General features: G+C 68.3%; 22 protein-coding genes. 10 read left to right on the top strand and 12 right to left on the bottom strand.

Annotated elements, in window-relative coordinates; genetic code table 11:
- The first annotated feature begins 4 nt into the window (after nt 1-4).
- The 3 genes from AB0H76_RS07240 to AB0H76_RS07230 are packed head-to-tail and all read left to right on the top strand — an operon-like array spanning nt 5 to nt 1,156.
- Nucleotides 5-334: a hypothetical protein gene (locus AB0H76_RS07240; RefSeq protein ID WP_357318593.1), complete on the top strand. Its 330-nt coding sequence runs from the start codon at nt 5-7 to the stop codon at nt 332-334.
- Nucleotides 331-798, top strand: coding sequence for a MerR family transcriptional regulator (locus tag AB0H76_RS07235; protein ID WP_357318591.1), 468 nt, complete (start codon nt 331-333; stop codon nt 796-798). Before AB0H76_RS07240 ends, AB0H76_RS07235 begins: the two co-directional genes overlap by 4 nt.
- Before the next feature lie 22 nt (nt 799-820).
- Complete coding sequence (locus tag AB0H76_RS07230; RefSeq protein WP_357318588.1) at nt 821-1,156, top strand: YnfA family protein; 336 nt, start codon at nt 821-823, stop codon at nt 1,154-1,156.
- 60 nt (nt 1,157-1,216) lie between these two features.
- Here AB0H76_RS07230 and AB0H76_RS07225 read toward each other — a convergent pair whose 3' ends face one another.
- The 4 genes from AB0H76_RS07225 to AB0H76_RS07210 form a co-directional block, all read right to left on the bottom strand.
- Nucleotides 1,217-1,642: a hypothetical protein gene (locus AB0H76_RS07225; RefSeq protein WP_357318586.1), complete on the bottom strand. Its 426-nt coding sequence runs from the start codon at nt 1,640-1,642 to the stop codon at nt 1,217-1,219.
- A gap of 30 nt (nt 1,643-1,672) precedes the next feature.
- Nucleotides 1,673-2,098 carry an SgcJ/EcaC family oxidoreductase gene (locus AB0H76_RS07220; protein ID WP_357318583.1) on the bottom strand — a complete coding sequence of 142 codons (426 nt, stop codon included), beginning with the start codon at nt 2,096-2,098 and terminating at the stop codon, nt 1,673-1,675.
- 74 nt (nt 2,099-2,172) lie between these two features.
- On the bottom strand, nt 2,173-2,946 hold the full coding sequence (locus AB0H76_RS07215) for an ATP-grasp domain-containing protein (RefSeq protein WP_357318581.1): 774 nt from the start codon (nt 2,944-2,946) through the stop codon (nt 2,173-2,175).
- Nucleotides 2,947-3,096: 150 nt separating this feature from the next.
- Nucleotides 3,097-3,579, bottom strand: a complete 483-nt coding sequence (locus AB0H76_RS07210) for a macro domain-containing protein (protein ID WP_357318579.1) — start codon at nt 3,577-3,579, stop codon at nt 3,097-3,099.
- A 110-nt stretch (nt 3,580-3,689) separates the two neighbouring features.
- Here AB0H76_RS07210 and AB0H76_RS07205 point away from each other — a divergent pair, with 110 nt between their 5' ends.
- Entirely contained in the window at nt 3,690-4,217 is a 528-nt protein-coding gene (locus AB0H76_RS07205; protein ID WP_357318576.1) for an ATP-binding protein, read from the top strand.
- Nucleotides 4,218-4,296: 79 nt separating this feature from the next.
- Here AB0H76_RS07205 and AB0H76_RS07200 read toward each other — a convergent pair whose 3' ends face one another.
- The gene (locus tag AB0H76_RS07200) at nt 4,297-4,770 is read right to left on the bottom strand and encodes a carboxymuconolactone decarboxylase family protein (RefSeq protein WP_357318573.1); all 474 of its coding nucleotides are present in this window, start codon (nt 4,768-4,770) and stop codon (nt 4,297-4,299) included.
- Nucleotides 4,771-4,905: 135 nt separating this feature from the next.
- On the opposite strand from AB0H76_RS07200, the gene AB0H76_RS07195 reads away from it, so the two are divergent.
- From AB0H76_RS07195 to AB0H76_RS07185, 3 genes are all read left to right on the top strand, one after another.
- Nucleotides 4,906-5,784: an RNA polymerase sigma-70 factor gene (locus AB0H76_RS07195; protein WP_357318571.1), complete on the top strand. Its 879-nt coding sequence runs from the start codon at nt 4,906-4,908 to the stop codon at nt 5,782-5,784.
- 152 nt (nt 5,785-5,936) lie between these two features.
- Nucleotides 5,937-6,728 (top strand): hypothetical protein, encoded by a 792-nt coding sequence (locus AB0H76_RS07190; RefSeq protein ID WP_357318568.1) that lies wholly within the window; start codon nt 5,937-5,939, stop codon nt 6,726-6,728.
- Nucleotides 6,729-6,810: 82 nt separating this feature from the next.
- Nucleotides 6,811-8,190 (top strand): MFS transporter, encoded by a 1,380-nt coding sequence (locus tag AB0H76_RS07185; protein ID WP_357318565.1) that lies wholly within the window; start codon nt 6,811-6,813, stop codon nt 8,188-8,190.
- Between the two features lie 61 nt (nt 8,191-8,251).
- Here the strand turns inward: AB0H76_RS07185 and AB0H76_RS07180 are convergent, their stop codons facing one another.
- Together AB0H76_RS07180 and helR are read right to left on the bottom strand one after the other, a co-directional pair.
- A complete protein-coding gene (locus AB0H76_RS07180; protein WP_357318562.1) occupies nt 8,252-9,436 on the bottom strand; it encodes an Ig-like domain-containing protein in 1,185 nt (394 codons plus the stop codon).
- A gap of 131 nt (nt 9,437-9,567) precedes the next feature.
- Complete coding sequence (gene helR, locus AB0H76_RS07175) at nt 9,568-11,769, bottom strand: RNA polymerase recycling motor ATPase HelR (RefSeq protein WP_357318559.1); 2,202 nt, start codon at nt 11,767-11,769, stop codon at nt 9,568-9,570.
- 209 nt (nt 11,770-11,978) lie between these two features.
- Here helR and AB0H76_RS07170 point away from each other — a divergent pair, with 209 nt between their 5' ends.
- Complete coding sequence (locus AB0H76_RS07170) at nt 11,979-12,290, top strand: hypothetical protein (RefSeq protein ID WP_357318556.1); 312 nt, start codon at nt 11,979-11,981, stop codon at nt 12,288-12,290.
- Nucleotides 12,266-12,682, top strand: coding sequence for a PIN domain-containing protein (locus AB0H76_RS07165; RefSeq protein WP_357318553.1), 417 nt, complete (start codon nt 12,266-12,268; stop codon nt 12,680-12,682). Before AB0H76_RS07170 ends, AB0H76_RS07165 begins: the two co-directional genes overlap by 25 nt.
- 29 nt (nt 12,683-12,711) lie before the next feature.
- On the opposite strand, the gene AB0H76_RS07160 is transcribed toward AB0H76_RS07165, so the two are convergent.
- Genes AB0H76_RS07160 through AB0H76_RS07150 form a run of 3 tightly spaced genes read right to left on the bottom strand, consistent with a single transcriptional unit; the run spans nt 12,712 to nt 14,565 of the window.
- The gene (locus tag AB0H76_RS07160; protein WP_357318550.1) at nt 12,712-13,311 is read right to left on the bottom strand and encodes an energy-coupling factor transporter transmembrane protein EcfT; all 600 of its coding nucleotides are present in this window, start codon (nt 13,309-13,311) and stop codon (nt 12,712-12,714) included.
- Entirely contained in the window at nt 13,308-13,988 is a 681-nt protein-coding gene (locus AB0H76_RS07155; protein ID WP_357318547.1) for an ABC transporter ATP-binding protein, read from the bottom strand. Before AB0H76_RS07155 ends, AB0H76_RS07160 begins: the two co-directional genes overlap by 4 nt.
- A complete protein-coding gene (locus tag AB0H76_RS07150) occupies nt 13,981-14,565 on the bottom strand; it encodes a biotin transporter BioY (protein WP_357318544.1) in 585 nt (194 codons plus the stop codon). Before AB0H76_RS07150 ends, AB0H76_RS07155 begins: the two co-directional genes overlap by 8 nt.
- Before the next feature lie 162 nt (nt 14,566-14,727).
- Here AB0H76_RS07150 and AB0H76_RS07145 point away from each other — a divergent pair, with 162 nt between their 5' ends.
- A complete protein-coding gene (locus AB0H76_RS07145; protein WP_357320489.1) occupies nt 14,728-15,558 on the top strand; it encodes a siderophore-interacting protein in 831 nt (276 codons plus the stop codon).
- A gap of 7 nt (nt 15,559-15,565) precedes the next feature.
- Here the strand turns inward: AB0H76_RS07145 and AB0H76_RS07140 are convergent, their stop codons facing one another.
- Together AB0H76_RS07140 and AB0H76_RS07135 are read right to left on the bottom strand one after the other, a co-directional pair.
- Nucleotides 15,566-16,702, bottom strand: a complete 1,137-nt coding sequence (locus tag AB0H76_RS07140) for an LLM class flavin-dependent oxidoreductase (protein WP_357318541.1) — start codon at nt 16,700-16,702, stop codon at nt 15,566-15,568.
- 144 nt (nt 16,703-16,846) lie between these two features.
- Nucleotides 16,847-17,368 (bottom strand): hypothetical protein, encoded by a 522-nt coding sequence (locus tag AB0H76_RS07135; RefSeq protein ID WP_357318538.1) that lies wholly within the window; start codon nt 17,366-17,368, stop codon nt 16,847-16,849.
- Between the last annotated feature and the right edge of the window lie 156 nt (nt 17,369-17,524).

The raw sequence follows: 17,524 nt of genomic DNA, 5'->3' as shown, positions 1-17,524 counted from the left end.
GAACATGACGATCTCACCGGCTCGGGGCGACTGGGTGCCGGATGCGTGCACCCTGCCCACCGTCGAACAACCGATACGCGTCGCCGAGTTCGACCAGTTCCGCGCCGACGGGGTGACCCGGCTGCGCCGGGTCTCCCCCACTGGTCTCGAACTCCTGCTCACCGCCGAGGCCGAACCCGCCGGGCGGGACCTGGCCGCGCGGGAGTCGAACTGCTGCGCGTTCTTCACCTTCGATTTCGTTTTCACCACAGAAGGATTGGTGATGCGCGTCGAGGTTCCCGCGTCCTACACCGAGGTGCTCGACGCCTTCGCCGACCGGATCGGCCCACGATGAGCGGACTCCGCACCAGCGAACTCGCCGCGACCGCCGGCGTGAACGTGCAGACACTGCGCTACTACGAACGCCGCGGCCTGCTCGCCGAACCCGCCCGCACCCTCGGCGGCCACCGGCAATACCCGGATCACGCCGTCACAGTGCTGCGGGTGATCAAAGCCGCCCAGCGGCTCGGGTTCACGCTCGACGAAGTCGCCGACCTGCTCACAGTGGCTCAGGTCGGACGCCGACGCGCCGACGCGGGTTTGCAAGCCCGTGCCGCGACGAAGCTGGCCGAGGTCGACGTCAAGCTCGCCGAACTGACCCAGATGCGCGACTCCTTGCGCGCAGCCTTGGCCGCCGGTTGCGATGACCTGCTCATCTGTAGCGAATCCGCCACCTGCCCAGTGCCTTTCGACGGAGCGGCCCCATCGAACGTGGAGGCGGTCATCGCTGAACAGACCCGCTCGCCAACAACCTCCTGACCACGACATTTAGGCTCTGCCCATGACTGTGGCGCGCTCCATCCTGCTGTTCGTCCTGGCCGCTGTCGCCGAGATCGGCGGCGCGTGGCTGGTCTGGCAAGGCGTGCGCGAACACCGCGGCTGGGCCTGGATCGGCGCCGGAATCATCGCGCTGGGCATCTACGGCTTCATCGCCACCTTGCAGCCCGACGCGAACTTCGGTCGCATCCTCGCCGCCTACGGCGGAGTGTTCGTTGCCGGATCCCTGGTGTGGGGAATGGTTTTGGACGGCTTCCGCCCCGACCGCTGGGATGTGATCGGCGCGACCATCTGCCTCATCGGGGTCGCGATCATCATGTACGCGCCCCGCCCGGCCTGAGCAACGCGCGCCGGGACGTTCTTCTCCGCCTGGTCGAGAGAGCTCGAGTCACCACCGAATTCACGACCCCCAATAGATCTCCCAGACTCCGTCGTCGCCCTGGTGGATACCTTCGAAGAAGATGTGATGCACGTCGACGCCGCCGAACCACTGCGATTCCTGGCGAGTGCTTCTTTCCGTCTCCCTGATGGCGGCCGCGAGGTCACGCACGGTGAACCACTTACCGTTGGGCGCCAGGTGTTCAACAGGCGCACTCAGCCCACGCAAGTTCAGCACAGGCGATTCCAGGACAACGCGGTCCAACTCGCCGACGGTCAGGTCACGGAAATCCCCGTCTTCGAACACATTCAGCGCAAACGAGATTCCCCTGATCGCCGCCGTAGCCGACGCGCGCTGATTGATCAGGTTGGCCGCGACGGCCTCGGTCGGCTCCGTCAGCTCGATCGCCAACGTTCCGGACAACCCATTGAAGAACTCCAGTGACATATCAGGATGGTGACACGGGGCACCGACACGTCATCCCGCCACATTCGTGTTGTGCACCGAACAGACCCACCAGCTCTCGTCTCGCTCCGTGAAAACCCAGGTACCACGGTTGGTTACCGAGAAATCCGGTGTCCGCAACGTCTGCTCGACAGTGACGATCGCATGCCCACCGGCAAGCAGCCGCACTGCCAGAATCTTGTAGCGCGCCTGGGCATCCGGGCTGTTCCGCAGCGCGGTCGAGTGATAGGCGTGCAGCTCATCCCAGTTCAGAAAGACCGAGCCCGCCGGATTGATGAAGACCACGTCGTCGGTGAAGACGCTGTCGAAGGCAACGGCGTCCTTCGCCGCGAGTGCGGATTCGAGACGTTCGAACACTTTCGTGATCGCGGATAGCGTGTTGTCCTGATCCGTTGCGACGGCGGCCTTCGGGCGCACGCTGTTCGTATCGGCAGTCATCGTTTCAACATACGGCTAGCCGTAGGCATCGATCAGGATCACCTGCGGCGGCGTTCAGTGCGCGGGACCCTCCTTCACATATCCGCGCGAGCGAGGGCCTCGGCTTCCATCGCGGCGATAAAGTCGGCGACATCGGAGCCGTAGATGCCCCAGCTGTTCACCCCGCCGAGTTCCACCAAGCGCAGTACGCCGTCGGGACCGACACCGACATCCACGGTGACCATGTTGGCGCCGTGAACAAGGAGTCGCGCCGCCACACTCTCCGCGAAGCCGCGTACGTGTTCGGGCACAGGGAGATACGGCTCGACCGGATAAGAGCTACCGCAGAAGAAGCGGCCGTCGCGACAGAAGCAGCGATACTCACGCTCGAAGGTCACTACCTCGGAGACAACGACCAATGCGTCGCGGTGCTGGTCATAGATCTCGAGCCAGCGGCCCAGCTCCGCGATCGCATGAACGCCCGCCGGGAACAGCTTGTAGTTCGTATCGCTACGGATGAACACCTGATCACTGTCGAACATGCGCCGCAAGGGCAGATCGGGCACCGCGGAGAACGGCACCAGAAAGGCGGTCCGCCCGAGCAGGTCGTAGACGTGCCGGTAATAGAACGAACAGCGCAGTGCCGCATAGTCATCGAACACCGCTTCCCCGAGCCGCGCCACACGACGCAAACCCATCATCGTCGGCATCGTCCCGTACCCGACCACCGTGCGCCCGTCTTGAACAACGGGCCAGCGCCCCATCATCGAATCATGCGGTTCGACGATCAGCGCATCGTCGAGGGCGGCCGCGACGAGAGCCGAGCCGGGAAAGTCCTCGTGCAGATCGATGAGCCACTGGGGTCGCATGCCACGATGCTATTCACACCGCGCGAAGCATCTACCCGCGAAGTATCAATCAGCTTGGGGCGTAGCGTAGTTCGGGATATTGAAGAGACATCGGCCCTGTGGTGTTGGGCCGACTATCCAGAGATCTACGGGCACGCCGAAGCACGGTGGTCATTGCAGGTCGTACACCACGACGGCGATACCGCGGCTGGACAGGCAGCTATCGATGAGCGGTTCTATCCGGTCCCACGATCCGCCGGCCAATCCGCAGCCGATACGCGGCATGTGCACCGACGCCTTCGACGTGGACGCGAAATCGGCGAGTGTTCGCAGGTTCTGGTCGACAGCGTCGTAGCGGATCGGTGGACTGCCAGTGCTGGAGCGGAGGCCGTGCTGGCCGATCATGTTGGCCACGTACAGATCGGCGGCGACCGGGACGAATTGCACTGCACCCAGCGCGAAGTCGTTGGTGTCACGTTGCTTGTGCCAGTCGCGGTAGGCGCGTTCGGGTTGCGGCCAGCGTGCGGATACGGCGAGGACGAAGCCCTTGCCCCAGCGGCCGAGATCGTTGCAGATGTGCGCGATGATCGCGGGGCCGGTTATACGGGGTGTGGTCGCGTCCCCGGTTTCGTACGCGATCTCGGTCTTGTTCATGATGCCCTCCCGCCCCGACGATAGACACGGGCACCGACATCAACGGCTGGGCGATGGGCGGCGAACAGTACGTCGCGGAGGACCGCATTTCGATGGGTCATGATCGAAGCGTGGACGGATTGCTGGTCTTGGTGAATGGATTGCCCGGCGCGGGCAAGACCACAGTGGGTGCCCGGCTTGCTCGGTCGTTGAATGCTTGGTTTCTGTCCAAAGACGCGGTCAAGGAGGCGTTGGCCGGGAGTCTCGAAAATGCCGTCGACGTAACGGAATTGGGCGGTGTTGCTATGGAGACGATCTGGGCGATGGCGAGCCGAGCGCCCGGGAATGGTGTCATCGACTCGTGGTGGTTCAAGCCACGAGATCTGGAGTTCGCCCGTGCGGGTATAGCGAGATCCGGTGCGCGCCGGATCGTGGAAGTGTGGTGCGACCTTCCTGCGGAGGTCGCGAAATCTCGATATGCCGCACGGCAGCGGGCAGCGATCCACCGAGACAGGGAACGCTTGGCCGGCAGCTGGGACCGCTGGGCTGCCGAGGCCGAGCCACTTGGGCTGACTCCCGTTGTGCTGGTCGACACCACCGGCACCGTGGATTACGCCGCGCTCGCTGAGCGAGTACAGGTGATTGCCGGGCCCGGGTGAAGCCGGAAGCAATCCGATCGGACCGATCGAACCAGCGAGATCGGCCCCACCGAGGGATCGGTGGGGCCGAGCCGATCTGTCACCCGAACATACCGACTTCGTACGACCCACCCTTCTGGTGCAGGATCACACCGAGCCGGTTGGCGGCGTTGATCATGGCGATCGCGCCGACGAGGGCGATGACCTGGTCGTCGTCGTAGTGCTTGCGCACCAGGTCCCAGGTTTCGTCGGAGACGCCGTGGTGGCCGTCGGCGAGGCGGGTGCCTTCTTCGGCGAAGGCCAGGGCGGCTTGTTCGGCTTCGGTGTAGACGGTGGCTTCGCGCCAGGCGGCGACCAGGTTGATTCGGGTGGCGGATTCGCCGAGGTGGGCGAGTTCCTTGGTGTGGACGTCGACGCACCAGCCGCAGCCGTTGATCTGGCTGGCGCGCAGGGAGGCCAGTTCCTGGATGGTTTTCGACAGTGACGATTGGGCGAGGACCTGGGCGGCGTTGCCGAAGCGCTTGCCGAACTTGGCGCCGAGTTCGTTGTCTACCAGGTTGATTCGGGAATTCATGATCGTGTCCTTACTGGTTGCGATGGGGAACGACCATGAGATGCCGGGTGGCCGTGTCCTGTGACAGGGCGGGGATGTGACCCATGCCACCTGGGTGAGGTGTCACAGAACGGGGGCGGGCGGCATCTTGTGTACGTGCCAGAGTTCAGAGATCGCGCCACCGAGACGTTCGTGACCCACCGGAATCTGCTGTTCACCGTCGCCTACGAGATGCTCGGGTCGGCGGCCGACGCGGAGGACGTCCTGCAGGAGACCTGGTTGCGCTGGGCGGGCGTCGACCTCGATTCGATCCGGGAGCATCGGGCGTATCTGGTGCGGATCACCACCCGCCAGGCCCTCGGGCGGTTGCGCACGCTGGGCCGGCGCAAGGAGTCCTACGTCGGTCCGTGGCTGCCCGAACCGCTGCTCACCGCGCCGGACGTGGCCGAGGACCTGGAGCTGGCCGAGAGCCTGTCGATGGCGATGCTGCTGGTCTTGGAGACGCTCACGCCGACCGAGCGGGCGGTGTTCGTGCTGCGCGACGTGTTCGATCTGGACTACGACGAGATCGCCGAGGCGGTGGAGAAGTCCCCGGCCGCGGTGCGCCAGATCGCGCATCGCGCGCGGTCGCACGTGGCGGCCCGGCGGCCGCGCGGTGTCGCGTCGCCCGCCGAGACCGAGGTGGCGCTGGAAGCGTTCCAGCGTGCGGTCGCTACCGGCGATCTACAGGGGCTGCTGAACATTCTCGCCCCCGATGTCGTTTTCCTCGGCGACGGCGGCGGCGTCAAACAGGCCGCACTGCAACCGATCGTGGGCGCCACGGTGGTGGCCCGGGTGCTGCGCCGGATCGATCCCGCCGGGTCGCTGGTGCCGACTCAAGTGAACGGTTACCCGGCGCTGGTGCTGCGGCTCGACGATCAGATCGACACGGTGGTGGCGGTGCGCATCGAACAGGGGCGCATCACCGGGCTCTACGCGGTGCGGAATCCGGCGAAGCTGTCGCGGATGGAGGAGGAGACATCGTTGCGGCGGTGAGCAATAACCGTACCCCCCTAGCGTATCGACATATCAACACTGCACCGAAGGCCATTCCGGTGCAGTGGGCTGCATCACAGCCGGTTGCCCTATACCCCCTAGGGGTATACATTTCAGGTCGTCGAAAGAACACGATCGGAAAGGCCGGGACAATGACCACGCAGACCCACACCCACCACCACGGCGCGCACACCACCGAGCAGCACCACGACGCCCACGGCGGCGGCCTGCCCGGCGGACTCCAAATCACCCAGGACGGGTACACATTGGAGCTCGCGCAGCCGATCACCCGGCCCGGCGCGATCGATTTCCGGTTCCGCATCCTCGGCCCCGACGGCAACCCGGTCACCGAATACACCCCGCTGCACGACCGCGACCTGCACCTGATCGTGGTGCGGCGGGAGCTGACCGGCTTCTGGCACGTCCACCCCGAACTCACCGCGGACGGGACCTGGGTGGTGCGCCTGGATCTCCCGGACGCGGGCGCCTACCGCGTATTCACCGATATCGCCCCGCGCGCCCTCGGTAAGACGCTCACCCTCGGCGCGGATCTGGCCGTGACCGGCGACTACCAGCCGCGCCCCACCCCGGGCACCGCCCGCGTCGCCACCGTCGACGGCTACGAGGTCACCCTCGACGGCGACCTGGTGCCCGGCGCGGGAGAGCTGCTCACCCTCACCGTGCGCAAGGACGGCCGGCCCGTCACCGACCTTCAGCCCTACCTCGCCGCCTACGGGCACCTGGTGGTGATCCGCGCCGGTGACCTGGCCTACATCCACGTGCACCCGAACGGCGCACCCGGCGACGGCGTGACCGCGCCCGGCCCGGCCATCACCTTCCACACCGCGGTCCCCGGTACCGGGACCTACCGCCTGTTCCTGGATTTCCAGCACGGTGACGTGGTCCGCACGGCCGCCTTCACCCTGCCTGCCGTCCAGGCCTGAGCCCTGATGGAGTCCCCCGTGTGCGACTGCCCCTGCTCCCGAGATCCGCCCCCTGACACCCTATTTCGAGGAAGAATCAGTCATGTCCACGTCCCAGTTCACCTCGCTGTTCCAGCACCGTGACTACCTGCGACTGTTCACCGCCCAGGTCTCGGCCCTTTTCGGCACCGGATTGACCACCGTCGCACTGGGTCTGCTCGCCTACGAGCTCGCCGGCGCCGCGGCGGGCGCCGTGCTCGGCACCGCGCTGACCATCAAGATGCTCGTCTACGTCACGGTCGCCCCGGTGGTGGCGGCCTTCGCGCACCGGCTGCCCCGGCGCCCGTTCCTGGTGGCGCTCAACGCCGTTCGCGGGGCCATCGTGCTCGGCCTGCCGTTCATCGATCAGATCTGGCAGATCTACCTGCTGATCGCGATCCTGCAAACCGCCTCGGCCGCGTTCACTCCGACCTACCAGGCGATCATTCCCGACATCCTGCCCGACGAACGCGATTACACCCGGGCGCTGTCGGCGGCCCAGCTGGCCGCCACCATGGAGACCCTGCTGAGCCCGATGCTCGCCGCCGCCGCGCTGACCCTGATCAGCTTCCACTGGTTGTTCGTGGGCACCGCGATCGGATTCGCGGTCTCGGCCGCACTCGTGCTCGCCACCCGCATCCCGGGTCCGGCCACCGGCGCGGCGGGCAGCTTCCGGGAGCGAATCACCGTGGGCCTGCGGATCTTCGCCGCGACACCCCGGCTGCGCGGTCTGCTCGGCCTGAACCTGGTGGTCGCGGCGGCCGGCTCGATGATCATGGTCAACACCGTCAACTACGTCCGGGACACCCTGGGCGGCACCCAGTCCGGGGTCGCGATGCTGCTGGCCGCCAACGGTTTCGGCACGCTACTGGTCGCGATGGCACTCCCCCGCCTGCTCGACCGCACCGGCGCTCGCCCCGTAATGCTCACCGGCGCGGCGACACTCGTGCTCGGACTCGGCGCGGCCATCGCCCTGTCGACAGCGGGCGCCGGCGACTGGCGGTGGAGCGCCGCGCTCACCATCTGGCTCCTGATCGGCGCGGGCACCGCCGCGATCCTCACCCCGACCGGCCAGCTCCTGCGCCGCTCGGCCCGGCCCGCCGATCGCCCGGCCCTGTTCGCGGCGCAGTTCTCGCTGTCGCACCTGGCCTGGTTGATCAGCTACCCGGTCGCCGGATGGCTCACCGCCGCAGCCGGTTTCACCCTGACCTGGATCACGCTGATCGGGCTCGCCGGCGCGGGATTCGCCGTCGCCCAGCGGATGTGGCCGCGCCGCGACCCGGAGCAGCTGACCCACCTGCACGCGGTCGGCACCATCGACCCGGCCCGCCTGCGCGACGCGGAACGGGTCGACGCCACCCACTACCGCCACACCCACCCCTACGTCATCGACGTCGACCACCCGCGGTGGCCCACCGCGCGCCAGCTGGCGGCCGCCGCCTGACCCGAGACAATCGTGCTCCCGCACCGGTAATCGTCGGTGCGGGAGCATGATCCGTTGTTCGTCAGGCCGGTATGGCGCCGGAGCGCCACTGCTCCCAGGGGATGCCCCAGTCACCGTTCTGCCAGAGGTTCAGCGGATCGCCGCCGGTATTGCGGACCTCGACGACGTCGCCCTGGCCGATGAAGTCGTAGAACCACTGGGCATCGCCGGGCCCGAGATTCAGGCAGCCGTGCGAGACATTGGTATTGCCCTGGGCCCAGACGCTGGACGCCAGTTCGTGCAGGAAGATGCCGTCGTGGCTGATCCGGACGCCGTAGTTGATCATCACGTCGTAGCCCTGGGCGCCGGTCAGGCCGTAGCTGCGCGAGTCCATCTTCACCGGGTGCTGGCGTTGCAGCACCGTGTAGACGCCGGGCGGAGTCCAGAAGGACAGCACCTTGTTGCCCGAGACGGCAGTGCCGCCCATACCCATCGAAGTGGGCATGCTGCGCACCAGCTGGCCGTTCTCGAACACGTCCACGTGTTTCGTGTTGTCGTCGGCGATCGCGATGCGCTCCGGTCCGATATTGATCGTGACCCGCTGGTTGCGGGCGCCGTAGAGGCCGTCGCCGAGCGGGGCGCCGAACAGCTCGGCCTCGACGACCACCTTCGAGTTGGCGCGGTGGTAGCGCTCGGGGCGCCAGTGCGCGTTGCGGTCGGTGAGCCAGTACCAGGCGCCGTCCACCGGCGGGTCGGTGCGGACGTGCAGATGCTGTTCCGCGGCAGCGTGATCGACCGGCTCGTCGAAGACGGCGACGATGACCAGCCCGACGCCGTGCGTGTCGCCGTCGACCAGGTCCTCCAGGCTCGCGGAGCGCAGGGCCACGTCGGTCAGCGTCGCGGGGCGGATGGTGGGGCAGGTCGTCGTCGCGGTGACGTCGCCGGTCGCGCCGTTCGCCACCGCCTTGACCGCGTAGACGTGCCCGAAGCCGAGCGGTTCGGTGCTGTACCAGGTGCGCTTGTCCGCCGTCATGATGCCCGGCAGCGCCCGGCCGGTCTCGTCGATCCATTCGACCGAGGTCAGCGTTCCGCCGGTCACCGCCGCCGTGCCGACCTTGCGCGGGTCGGCTTCCGGACCGTCCGGCGCGGGGCCGAAGGTGATGACCGCCGGCGTGGGCGCGGGCGGATCCTTCGGTCCGCTCGCGCAGCCGGCCAGCACGGTCGCACCGGCCAGTCCGGCCAATACCTGTCTGCGCCCCAGAGACACCGCGAACTCCCTTCGCCGAACAGCAAACGGAACGAGCACCGGTTGCTGTATAGCAAAGATTCAGTTAATGACTGGGGAGTGTGGTCGGCCCGCGACCGATCCGACGCGGAACCGACACCATCCCGGCATCGCTAGCGCACCCGCGCCGGGGTCCCGGACTCCACCAGGCCGGTCAGCGACCGCGGCAGCGGACCCTCGTGCAGCACACCCAGGCGCTGCGTGGCGCGAGTCAGCGCGACATACAGCTCGGCCGCGCCGCGCGGACCATCGGTCAGGATCCGCGCCGGGTCCACGACCAGAACGGCGTCGAACTCCAGGCCCTTGGTCTCCGAGGCCGGCACCGTGCCCGGCACGCCCGGCGGCCCGATCACGATGCTCGTCCCCTCGCGTGCCGCCTCGTCGCGCACGAAATCCTCGATGGCCGAAGATAATTCGGCACCGGCGACCTCCCGGGACCAGGGCTGCACGCCACAGGACCGGACCGACTCCGGCGCCTGGATCTCGGGCGCGAAGTCCGCCAGCACCGCGGCCGCGACGGACATGATCTCGGCCGGGGTCCGGTAGTTCACCGTCAGCGACCGGTACACCCAGCGACCCGGCACATACGGCTCCAACATCTGGCCCCACGACATCGCACCGGCGGCCGATCGGCGTTGCGCGAGGTCGCCGACGATCGTGAACGACTTGCCGGGACACCGGCGCATCAGCACGCGCCAATCCATCTCCGAGAGTTCCTGCGCCTCGTCGACCACAACGTGGCGGTAGGTCCAATCCCGATCCGCCGCAGCGCGTTCCGCGAGATCTCGGGTGTCGCGCTCGAGGAAGCGTTCGGCCAGGTCCGACCCGGACAGCATGTCCGAGGCGAACAGGTGGTCCTCGTCGTCCATGTGGTCCTCGCGGTTGACCAGGACGTCCAGCACGCCCGCGGCGTATTCGGCCTCGGCCCGGCGCTCCCGGTCGGCGCTGTCGTCGGCGGGCTTGTCGGGCCCGAGCAGGTCGATCAGCTCGTCGAGCAGCGGGACGTCCGACACCGTCCAGGCGGCGCCGTCGGCCCGGTGCAGTACGGGCGGCGCGCCCGCCGCGGCTAATCGTTCCGGCGACGAATACAGCTCCGCCAGCAGGGTTTCCGGCGACAGGGCCGGCCACAGCTCGTCCAGCGCGGCGGTGAAACCCGGGTGCTCGGCGAGTTCGGCGAGCAGGGCCGCGCGCATCTGCTCCCAGGCGTCCTTGTCCGATCGGGTCAGCCAGCCCTTGCCGATCTTGGCGATCGCCCGCTCGGTCAGCACATAGGTGACGATCTCGGTGAACTTCGCGCGCGCCTCGTTGTGCGGGAGGCCGGTGCCGCGGGCCTCCTCGCGGGCCCACTCCGCGGTCGGAGCGTCGATCCGCACGGTGACGTCCGCGAGTTCGATCGAGATCGGTTCCGCGGGCAGGCGCTGACGGTCGGCGACCGCGGCGCGCAGGATCGCCAGGATCGCCAGCGATCCCTTGAGCCGTGCCGCCTCCGGCACGTCCTCCGCGGTGGCGCGCAGGCCGGGCAGCAGGTCGCCGGCGGTCATGAACACGACGTTGGTCTCGCCCAGCGAGGGCAGGACGTGCGCGATGTGGTTGAGGAACGCCGGGTTCGGGCCGACGACCAGCACGCCCTGGCGTTCCATCCGTTCGCGCTGGGTGTAGAGCAGGTAGGCGACGCGGTGCAGGGCCACGACGGTCTTGCCGGTGCCCGGCCCGCCCTCGATCACCAGGACGCCGGGGTGTTCCAGGCGGATGATCTCGTCCTGCTCGGCCTGGATCGTGGCGACGATGTCGCGCATGCCCTGACCGCGCGGCGCGTTGACCGCGGCCAGCAGGGCCGCGTCCGCGCCGTGCTCGTCGCCGCTGGGGCGGCCCAGAACCTCGTCGGTGAAATCGAGCACGGTGCGGCCGCGGGTGTGGAACTGACGGCGGCGGCTCATGCCCTCCGGGTTCGCGGCCGTGGCGACATAGAAGGCGCGCGAAGCCGGCGCCCGCCAGTCCTGCAGCAGCGGCTCGAACTCGTTCGCCTCGTCGAAGATGCCGATCCGGCCGATGTAGGAGCGCTCGCCCGAGGCGGCGTCCAGGCGGCCGAAGCACAGCCCGTTGTCGGCCACGTCCAGCCGCTGCACCTGCTTGGCCAGGGCGCGGACCTCGAATTCCCGTTCCATCGCCGTGGTCCCCCGGCCCCGCAGCGCCTCGCTGTAGCGGCCCCGCACCTGCGCGCGGTCCGCGTCCAGCCGCTCGTAGAGCCCGGCCACGTAGTCCTGCTCGGACCGCAGTTCGTCTTCATATCCGTGAGTAGACACAGGCCTTCCCAACTCCTATTTCCGCAGGTCCAAGCTTCGGCCAGCGATTATGCGCCATCACCCCGCCCTTGCCGCAAGCCCCCGTGTGCGCTATATATTTAGAAGGGACAAGGAGACAGCGCACTCCTTGCCCTTTCTTATTTTCCGCTACGCGGCAAACGACTCCGATGCCGGTCCACAGGTGCCACTCGGTTTGCTACTTCAAGTAGTAAACTTCGGGTATGAGTGCACTACCTGCCGACTATCCGCCAGGTGACGGCCCGGCGTCGAAGGTGAGCGTGTCCTTGCGAGCGGGCAATATTCGCGCCATCAAAGACCGGGTCGGCGCGCGCGGATTCTCCGCCTACGTAGATGCCGCCGTCGAGCGCCAGATCGAACGCGACCTCCTGGAAGAGGCCTTGCTCGCCAACGAGGCGCAGGCCGGGCCCATCCCGGAAGAGTTCAAAGATGAAGCGGCAGCACTGTTCCGCGAGGTGAAATCCTCGCCCGAGTTGCAGGGGGACCGAGGGTGGCGCGAACGCGAAGCCGACTGAGTGCTGGAACGGTGATTCTCGACAGCGAGGGGCTGTCGAAGTGGTGCACGTCGGACCCGCGAGTGACCGCCCATATTCGCGCGGCGCAGGACAACGACTTCCGGGTCGCAGTCAGCGCGCTCACTCCCATCGAGGCCTACAACGTCCGCGCGAAGAATGAACACTTTCGCTGGCACCTGTCCCGGCTGCGAATCGAGCCCGTGACCGACGAGATCGCCCTGCACGCGATAGACCTACTGCGGGTCGCCGGACTGCACGGCCACAAGTACGCGATCGACGCCGTCGTGGCGGCCACCGCGTTGCGCGCCACCAAGCCGACCATCGTCCTGACCTCCGACACCGACGATATGGTCAAACTCTGCGGCAAGGAGGTACGCGTCGTCGCCGTTTAGGAACGGAAACAGCTACTGCCCCTATGGGTTCAGTCGTCGACGCCGCGGGCGGCGAGGGCTTCGCCCAGGGCGTCGGCGGTGCGCAGGGCGCGGACCAGGGCCGGGGTGATCAGGGCGGTCATGGACCAGTGCAGGCCGCGGGCGCGGCGGGCCTCGGCGACCTCGTGGACGATCGTGGTCAACAGGGGGCTGCAGCGGATCGCGAGGGCCAGCAGGAGGCCGAGGCGGTCGGGGTCGAGGCCGAAGCGGCGTAGGGGGTGCAGGGCGCGGGTGAGGGCGTCGAGCATGTCGGTGACGCGGGTGGTGAGGGTGAACAGGGCGGCCAGGGCGATCGAGAGCAGTAGGAGGCCGCAGACGACGATCGCGCGGGCGGGTGAGGTGAGCAGCAGTTGGAAGGCCGCGATGATCAGCAGCATCCAGACCGCCGGGCGGAGCTGAGCCATCGCGACGCCGAACGGGATGCGCGCCACCGCGAACAGGACGGCGACCAGGACGGCCGCGACGCCGATGTGTAAGGGGTTGTGCGCGAACACCGTTGCCCCGACGATCGCCGCCAGCAGGAGCAGCAGCTTGAGGCCGGCCGGGAGCCGGTGCAGCGGCGAGGTACCCGGGCGGTAGAGGCCGATCATCCGACCAGGGCTCGATAAGTGGGTACGGCATCGTCGGGCGAACCGTCGAAAGCGACTGTGCCGTCGTCGATCACGATCACCCGGTCGAATCCGTCCAGCAAGGCCAGCTGGTGCGTGACGACGATGACCTGCTGGTCCACCGCGTCGAGCGCCGCGGCGACGACGCGGGCGTTGCGCAGATCCAGCAGCGTGGTCGGCTCGTCGGCGATGATCAGCTCGGGCCGCCGGATGAGGACGGCGCCGATCGCGAGCAGCTGTTTCTGGCCGCCGGAGAGCAGGTGGCAGGGATGGTCGGCGTGGCCGGCGAGCTGGAACCGGTCCAGCGTCTCCGCGACGCGGGCCGCGATCTCCGGTTTGCCCAGGCCGCCGCGGCGCAGCGAGAAGGCCAGGTCCTCGGCCACGGTCGGCATGACGATCTGGGTATCGGGATCGGTGAAGACGAACCCGACCTTGCGCCGCACCTGGCCGCCCTTGCGGGCGGTGTCGAGGCCGTCGACCGTGACCCGCCCCGCCGACGGAATCAGCAACCCGTTGATCATCCGCGCCAGCGTGGACTTGCCGGAACCGTTCGCGCCGATGATTCCGACCCGGCGTTCAGTGATGCGCAGATCGATGCCGCCGAGGACGCGCCGGTCCCCGAAGGCGTGGTGGACCGCCTCGAAGACGACCTCAGGCACGAATCAGGCCCGGGTAGGCCCGGTGCACACCCTTGGCGACGATCGTCGCGACCACCACCTTGGCCAGATCGCCGGGGATGAAGGCGAAATTGGCCGAGATCGCGTGCGACAGATCCAGATCGGTGCGCAGCAGCAGGCCGAGGGAACCGCACAGGTAGATGACGACCAGCCCGCCGAACGCGTTGATCAGCAGCCCGAGCACGATCGGGTACTTCGGCAGGATGCGCGCGGTCAGCAGCCCGATGACCAGGGTCGCCGGAATCCAGCCGACCAGGTACCCGGCGGTCGGGCTGGCCAGCGCCGTCAGCCCGGTGCGGCCGCCGGACAGCAGCGGCAACCCGACCAGCGTCAGCGCGATGAACACCAGCACCGCGGCGGTGCCCTTGCGTGCGCCCAGCACCGCGCCGGCCAGGATGACGCCGAGCGTCTGCACGGTGATCGGCACGCCGCTGAAGCCGACCGTGATGGCGCCCGGCAGCCCCAGCGCGGCGATCAGGGCCGCGAAAACGGCGATCTGCGCCAGTTCCCGGGCGGAGAAGGCGGCTTTCGACGCTCGGGTGTGCTCGACGCGATCCATGACGGTTTTCCTCCACTACCTGCTTGAACGACGTTCAAGATAGCAAGCGCCCGCTCGGCGGGGCGCGCGTGACCTGCGCGACCGCTGGACAGGGCACTTCCATTGTCTGCCGTCGGCAAGGATAGGCTAACTTTCGTCACGCCGGAGAGAGGGAAGATGATGATGGATCGCAGCGCCTACGCCGAACGCATCGCCGAGGTGCTGGCCGGTACGCACGGCGCCAAGGTCGGCTACCCGATCGGGCTGTGCGAGGTCGAGGTGCTGCGCAGTGTCGCGGTGGGCTCGGGGCTGCTGCGCGTCACCTTCGGCGGTCCGGATCTCGCGGGGTTCCACAGCTACGTGCCGGACGAGCATGTGCGCCTGATCTTTCCGTGCGAGGACGGCGTCCTGCGCTTGCCGCAGCGTGACGGCCTGTCGCTGGAATGGGGTGCGCCCCGGCCGGTGTCGCGCGAATACACCGTGCGCCGCTACGACGGCGCGGAACTCGACATCGACTTCGCGATCCATCCCGGCGGCCTGGCCTCGGACTGGGCGCTGGCCGCCGCCCCCGGCACCCGGGTGCACATCGCGGGCCCGCCCGGCGGCGTGGTGGTGCCCAAGACCTACGACAAATACCTCTTCGCCGGTGACATCACCGCGCTGCCCGCCATCGCCCGCTGGCTGGAGTGGTTGCCCCGCACCGCTTCCGGCTGGGCCTTCGTCGAAATCGGCGCCGAGGACGAGCGGATCGAGCTGAACCCACCACCCGGCGTCCAGGTGCGCTGGGTGCCGCGCGGCACACCCGAGCCGGGCACCGGCGACGCCTTGGAGCAGGCCGTGCGCGCGGTGAAAGTCGCTGAGGGCGAACGGGTCTACGTGTGGATCGCCGGTGAGGCCGGTTGCCTGCGCCCGCTGCGCCGCTTCGTGCGCACCGAACTCGGCGTGCGCCCCGAGGACTTCCTGATCGCGGGATACTGGAAGCGCGGCGTCGAGGACTACGACCGGGACGAATGAGCGCCGCTCACCCGGCCTTGCCGCGCAGCTTCGAGGCCAGCCACAGCACCACGCCGTAGCCGTAGGCGGCGTCGGCGTTGGAGACCAGGGCCGAGCTCGGGAACACGATCGCGTGTCGCAGGCCGGCGTCGGCCTGGGCGCGGAGCCGGGTCAAGATCTCGGTGGGGGTGCCGATCACGAGCCACTCGTGCAGCACCTCCTCGGGGACCTCGGCGATCGCGTCCAGCACTTCCTGCCTGGTCAGCTGGTGCGGCATCAGTTCGATGAGGCCGCGGAAGCGGTCGCCGAAGGGGTGTTTCGCGCCGCAGCGCGCCCACACCGCGGCCGGAGCCATCAGTCCCAGGTAGCGCACCGCCGGGGCGCGCAGCTGGCGCGCGATCCCCTCGCGGGTGCGGGCGGTGATGATCGACAGCAGTTGCGCGGGCACGATCTTGTCCGGATCGCGGCCGGCGGCGCGGGCCGCGGTGCGGACCACCTCGAGTTTGCCCGCGTACTCGTCGGGCGAGAGCGACTCCCAGGGGTACCAGCCGTCGGCGTAGCGGCCGGTCAGCTCCAGCATGCGCGGGCCGTGCGCGCCGATCCAGATCTGCGGCTCGCGACCCGGGGGCGCGGTCAGATCCATGGGGGCCTGATCGAGCCGGTAGTACTTCCCGGCGAAGTCGATCGGGCCTTTCGCCTCGAAGCACGCGCGCAGGACCTGCAGCGACTCTTCGAAACGGCTGACCGGGCGGTCCCAGGTGAAGCCGTAGGGGTCGAGATTCTCCTTCTCCCCCGACCCGATGCCCAGGATGGGCGGCGACTTGGTCATGTGCGCCAGGGTCAGGAAGGTCTGCGCCAGCAGGACCGGATGCCGCCGGTGCGGATCGGTCACGCCGACCCCGAGTTGCATCTTGCCCGCGCCCGAGGCCAGATAGGCCAGCAGCGGTGCGTAATCGAACTGCTCGTCCGGGCTGGCGACCGACTTGGCCTGCGGCGTGAAATCGGTGTCCCAGATCGCCTTCGGGAACACGCTGATCAGATGATCCGGCGCGATCACCGAATCCAGCCGCCCCAGCCGGGCCGCCCGTACCAGGAACCGCGCCGCGGCCAGGGGCGGATTGACCCCTGCCATGGTGCCCAACGAGAACGATCGCGAATCCGACACCGTGGTCTCCTCTCGACCGGGCAGAGGCCCGAAGTACCGATTATCCGGACGCGGACCACGCACGTCCGGAAAATGCTTACGCCACAATATTTTTCGACTCCAGGTCGGTCTTCTACCCGTACCGACCCGCCGGTTCGGGGTAGCTCAGTCGACCGGGACGTAAACCGGATTGAATCGTTCGTGAATGTGGGCGACCGGCACCGAAGCCGCGTCCAGCAGCACGTATTCCTTGAACGCGCACCGGATCACGCCGTCCGTGGCCAGCGGCCACACATCCCACCCGGTGGCCAGCAGCACCCGACCCAGATGCCGCCGGGCGGCCGCGAGCGCGTGGCCGATCGGCAGGGCGCTACCGGTCAGCAGCGCCGCGATATCCGCGTCCCGGCAGACCACGACGACCTCGTTGCTGGAGACCACCGCGCCGTCGCCGGTGCGCAGCTGCGAACGCCGGCACACCACCTCGGTGCCGGCCGCGCAGCGCAGCGCCGCCCGCACGCCGAGCGGCAGCGCCCCGGCGGTGGCGGCCTGCTGCTCGAGCAGGGTCAGCGAAACCCGCTGCCCCAGCAGCGCTTCCAGCAACCGGGTGGTGGAGCCGTCCGCGTGCAGCAGCATCCGCGCGATCGTCGGCATAGCCAATTCGACTGTGCCACCGGCAGCTTCATACACGAGGCGGAGTCTATGAGCGCAGCGAACACCCCGCACTCCGCGCGGCCATCCTTAACCTCGTGTTGATCCGACGCCCCCCACCCGGTAATTCCGCGGACACCGCACGGTCTCCCACCGGCCGTCCAGTGGCCGCGGCGGAATCCGCCGCGGCCACTT

The sequence above is a fragment of the Nocardia sp. NPDC050712 genome (assembly GCF_040654295.1).
Lineage (GTDB): Bacteria > Actinomycetota > Actinomycetes > Mycobacteriales > Mycobacteriaceae > Nocardia.
This window is presented reverse-complemented; position numbering and strand designations above follow the sequence as displayed.

Excerpts from the sequence above, each read along its gene's own strand:
- AB0H76_RS07240 (WP_357318593.1), top strand. The coding sequence starts at position 5 with ATGACGATCTCACCGGCTCGGGGCGACTGGGTGCCGGATGCGTGCACC.
- AB0H76_RS07235 (WP_357318591.1), top strand. The coding sequence starts at position 331 with ATGAGCGGACTCCGCACCAGCGAACTCGCCGCGACCGCCGGCGTGAAC.
- AB0H76_RS07230 (WP_357318588.1), top strand. The coding sequence starts at position 821 with ATGACTGTGGCGCGCTCCATCCTGCTGTTCGTCCTGGCCGCTGTCGCC.
- AB0H76_RS07225 (WP_357318586.1), bottom strand. The coding sequence starts at position 1,642 with ATGTCACTGGAGTTCTTCAATGGGTTGTCCGGAACGTTGGCGATCGAG.
- AB0H76_RS07220 (WP_357318583.1), bottom strand. The coding sequence starts at position 2,098 with ATGACTGCCGATACGAACAGCGTGCGCCCGAAGGCCGCCGTCGCAACG.
- AB0H76_RS07215 (WP_357318581.1), bottom strand. The coding sequence starts at position 2,946 with ATGCGACCCCAGTGGCTCATCGATCTGCACGAGGACTTTCCCGGCTCG.
- AB0H76_RS07210 (WP_357318579.1), bottom strand. The coding sequence starts at position 3,579 with ATGAACAAGACCGAGATCGCGTACGAAACCGGGGACGCGACCACACCC.
- AB0H76_RS07200 (WP_357318573.1), bottom strand. The coding sequence starts at position 4,770 with ATGAATTCCCGAATCAACCTGGTAGACAACGAACTCGGCGCCAAGTTC.
- AB0H76_RS07190 (WP_357318568.1), top strand. The coding sequence starts at position 5,937 with ATGACCACGCAGACCCACACCCACCACCACGGCGCGCACACCACCGAG.
- AB0H76_RS07185 (WP_357318565.1), top strand. The coding sequence starts at position 6,811 with ATGTCCACGTCCCAGTTCACCTCGCTGTTCCAGCACCGTGACTACCTG.
- AB0H76_RS07170 (WP_357318556.1), top strand. The coding sequence starts at position 11,979 with ATGAGTGCACTACCTGCCGACTATCCGCCAGGTGACGGCCCGGCGTCG.
- AB0H76_RS07160 (WP_357318550.1), bottom strand. The coding sequence starts at position 13,311 with ATGATCGGCCTCTACCGCCCGGGTACCTCGCCGCTGCACCGGCTCCCG.
- AB0H76_RS07150 (WP_357318544.1), bottom strand. The coding sequence starts at position 14,565 with ATGGATCGCGTCGAGCACACCCGAGCGTCGAAAGCCGCCTTCTCCGCC.
- AB0H76_RS07145 (WP_357320489.1), top strand. The coding sequence starts at position 14,728 with ATGGATCGCAGCGCCTACGCCGAACGCATCGCCGAGGTGCTGGCCGGT.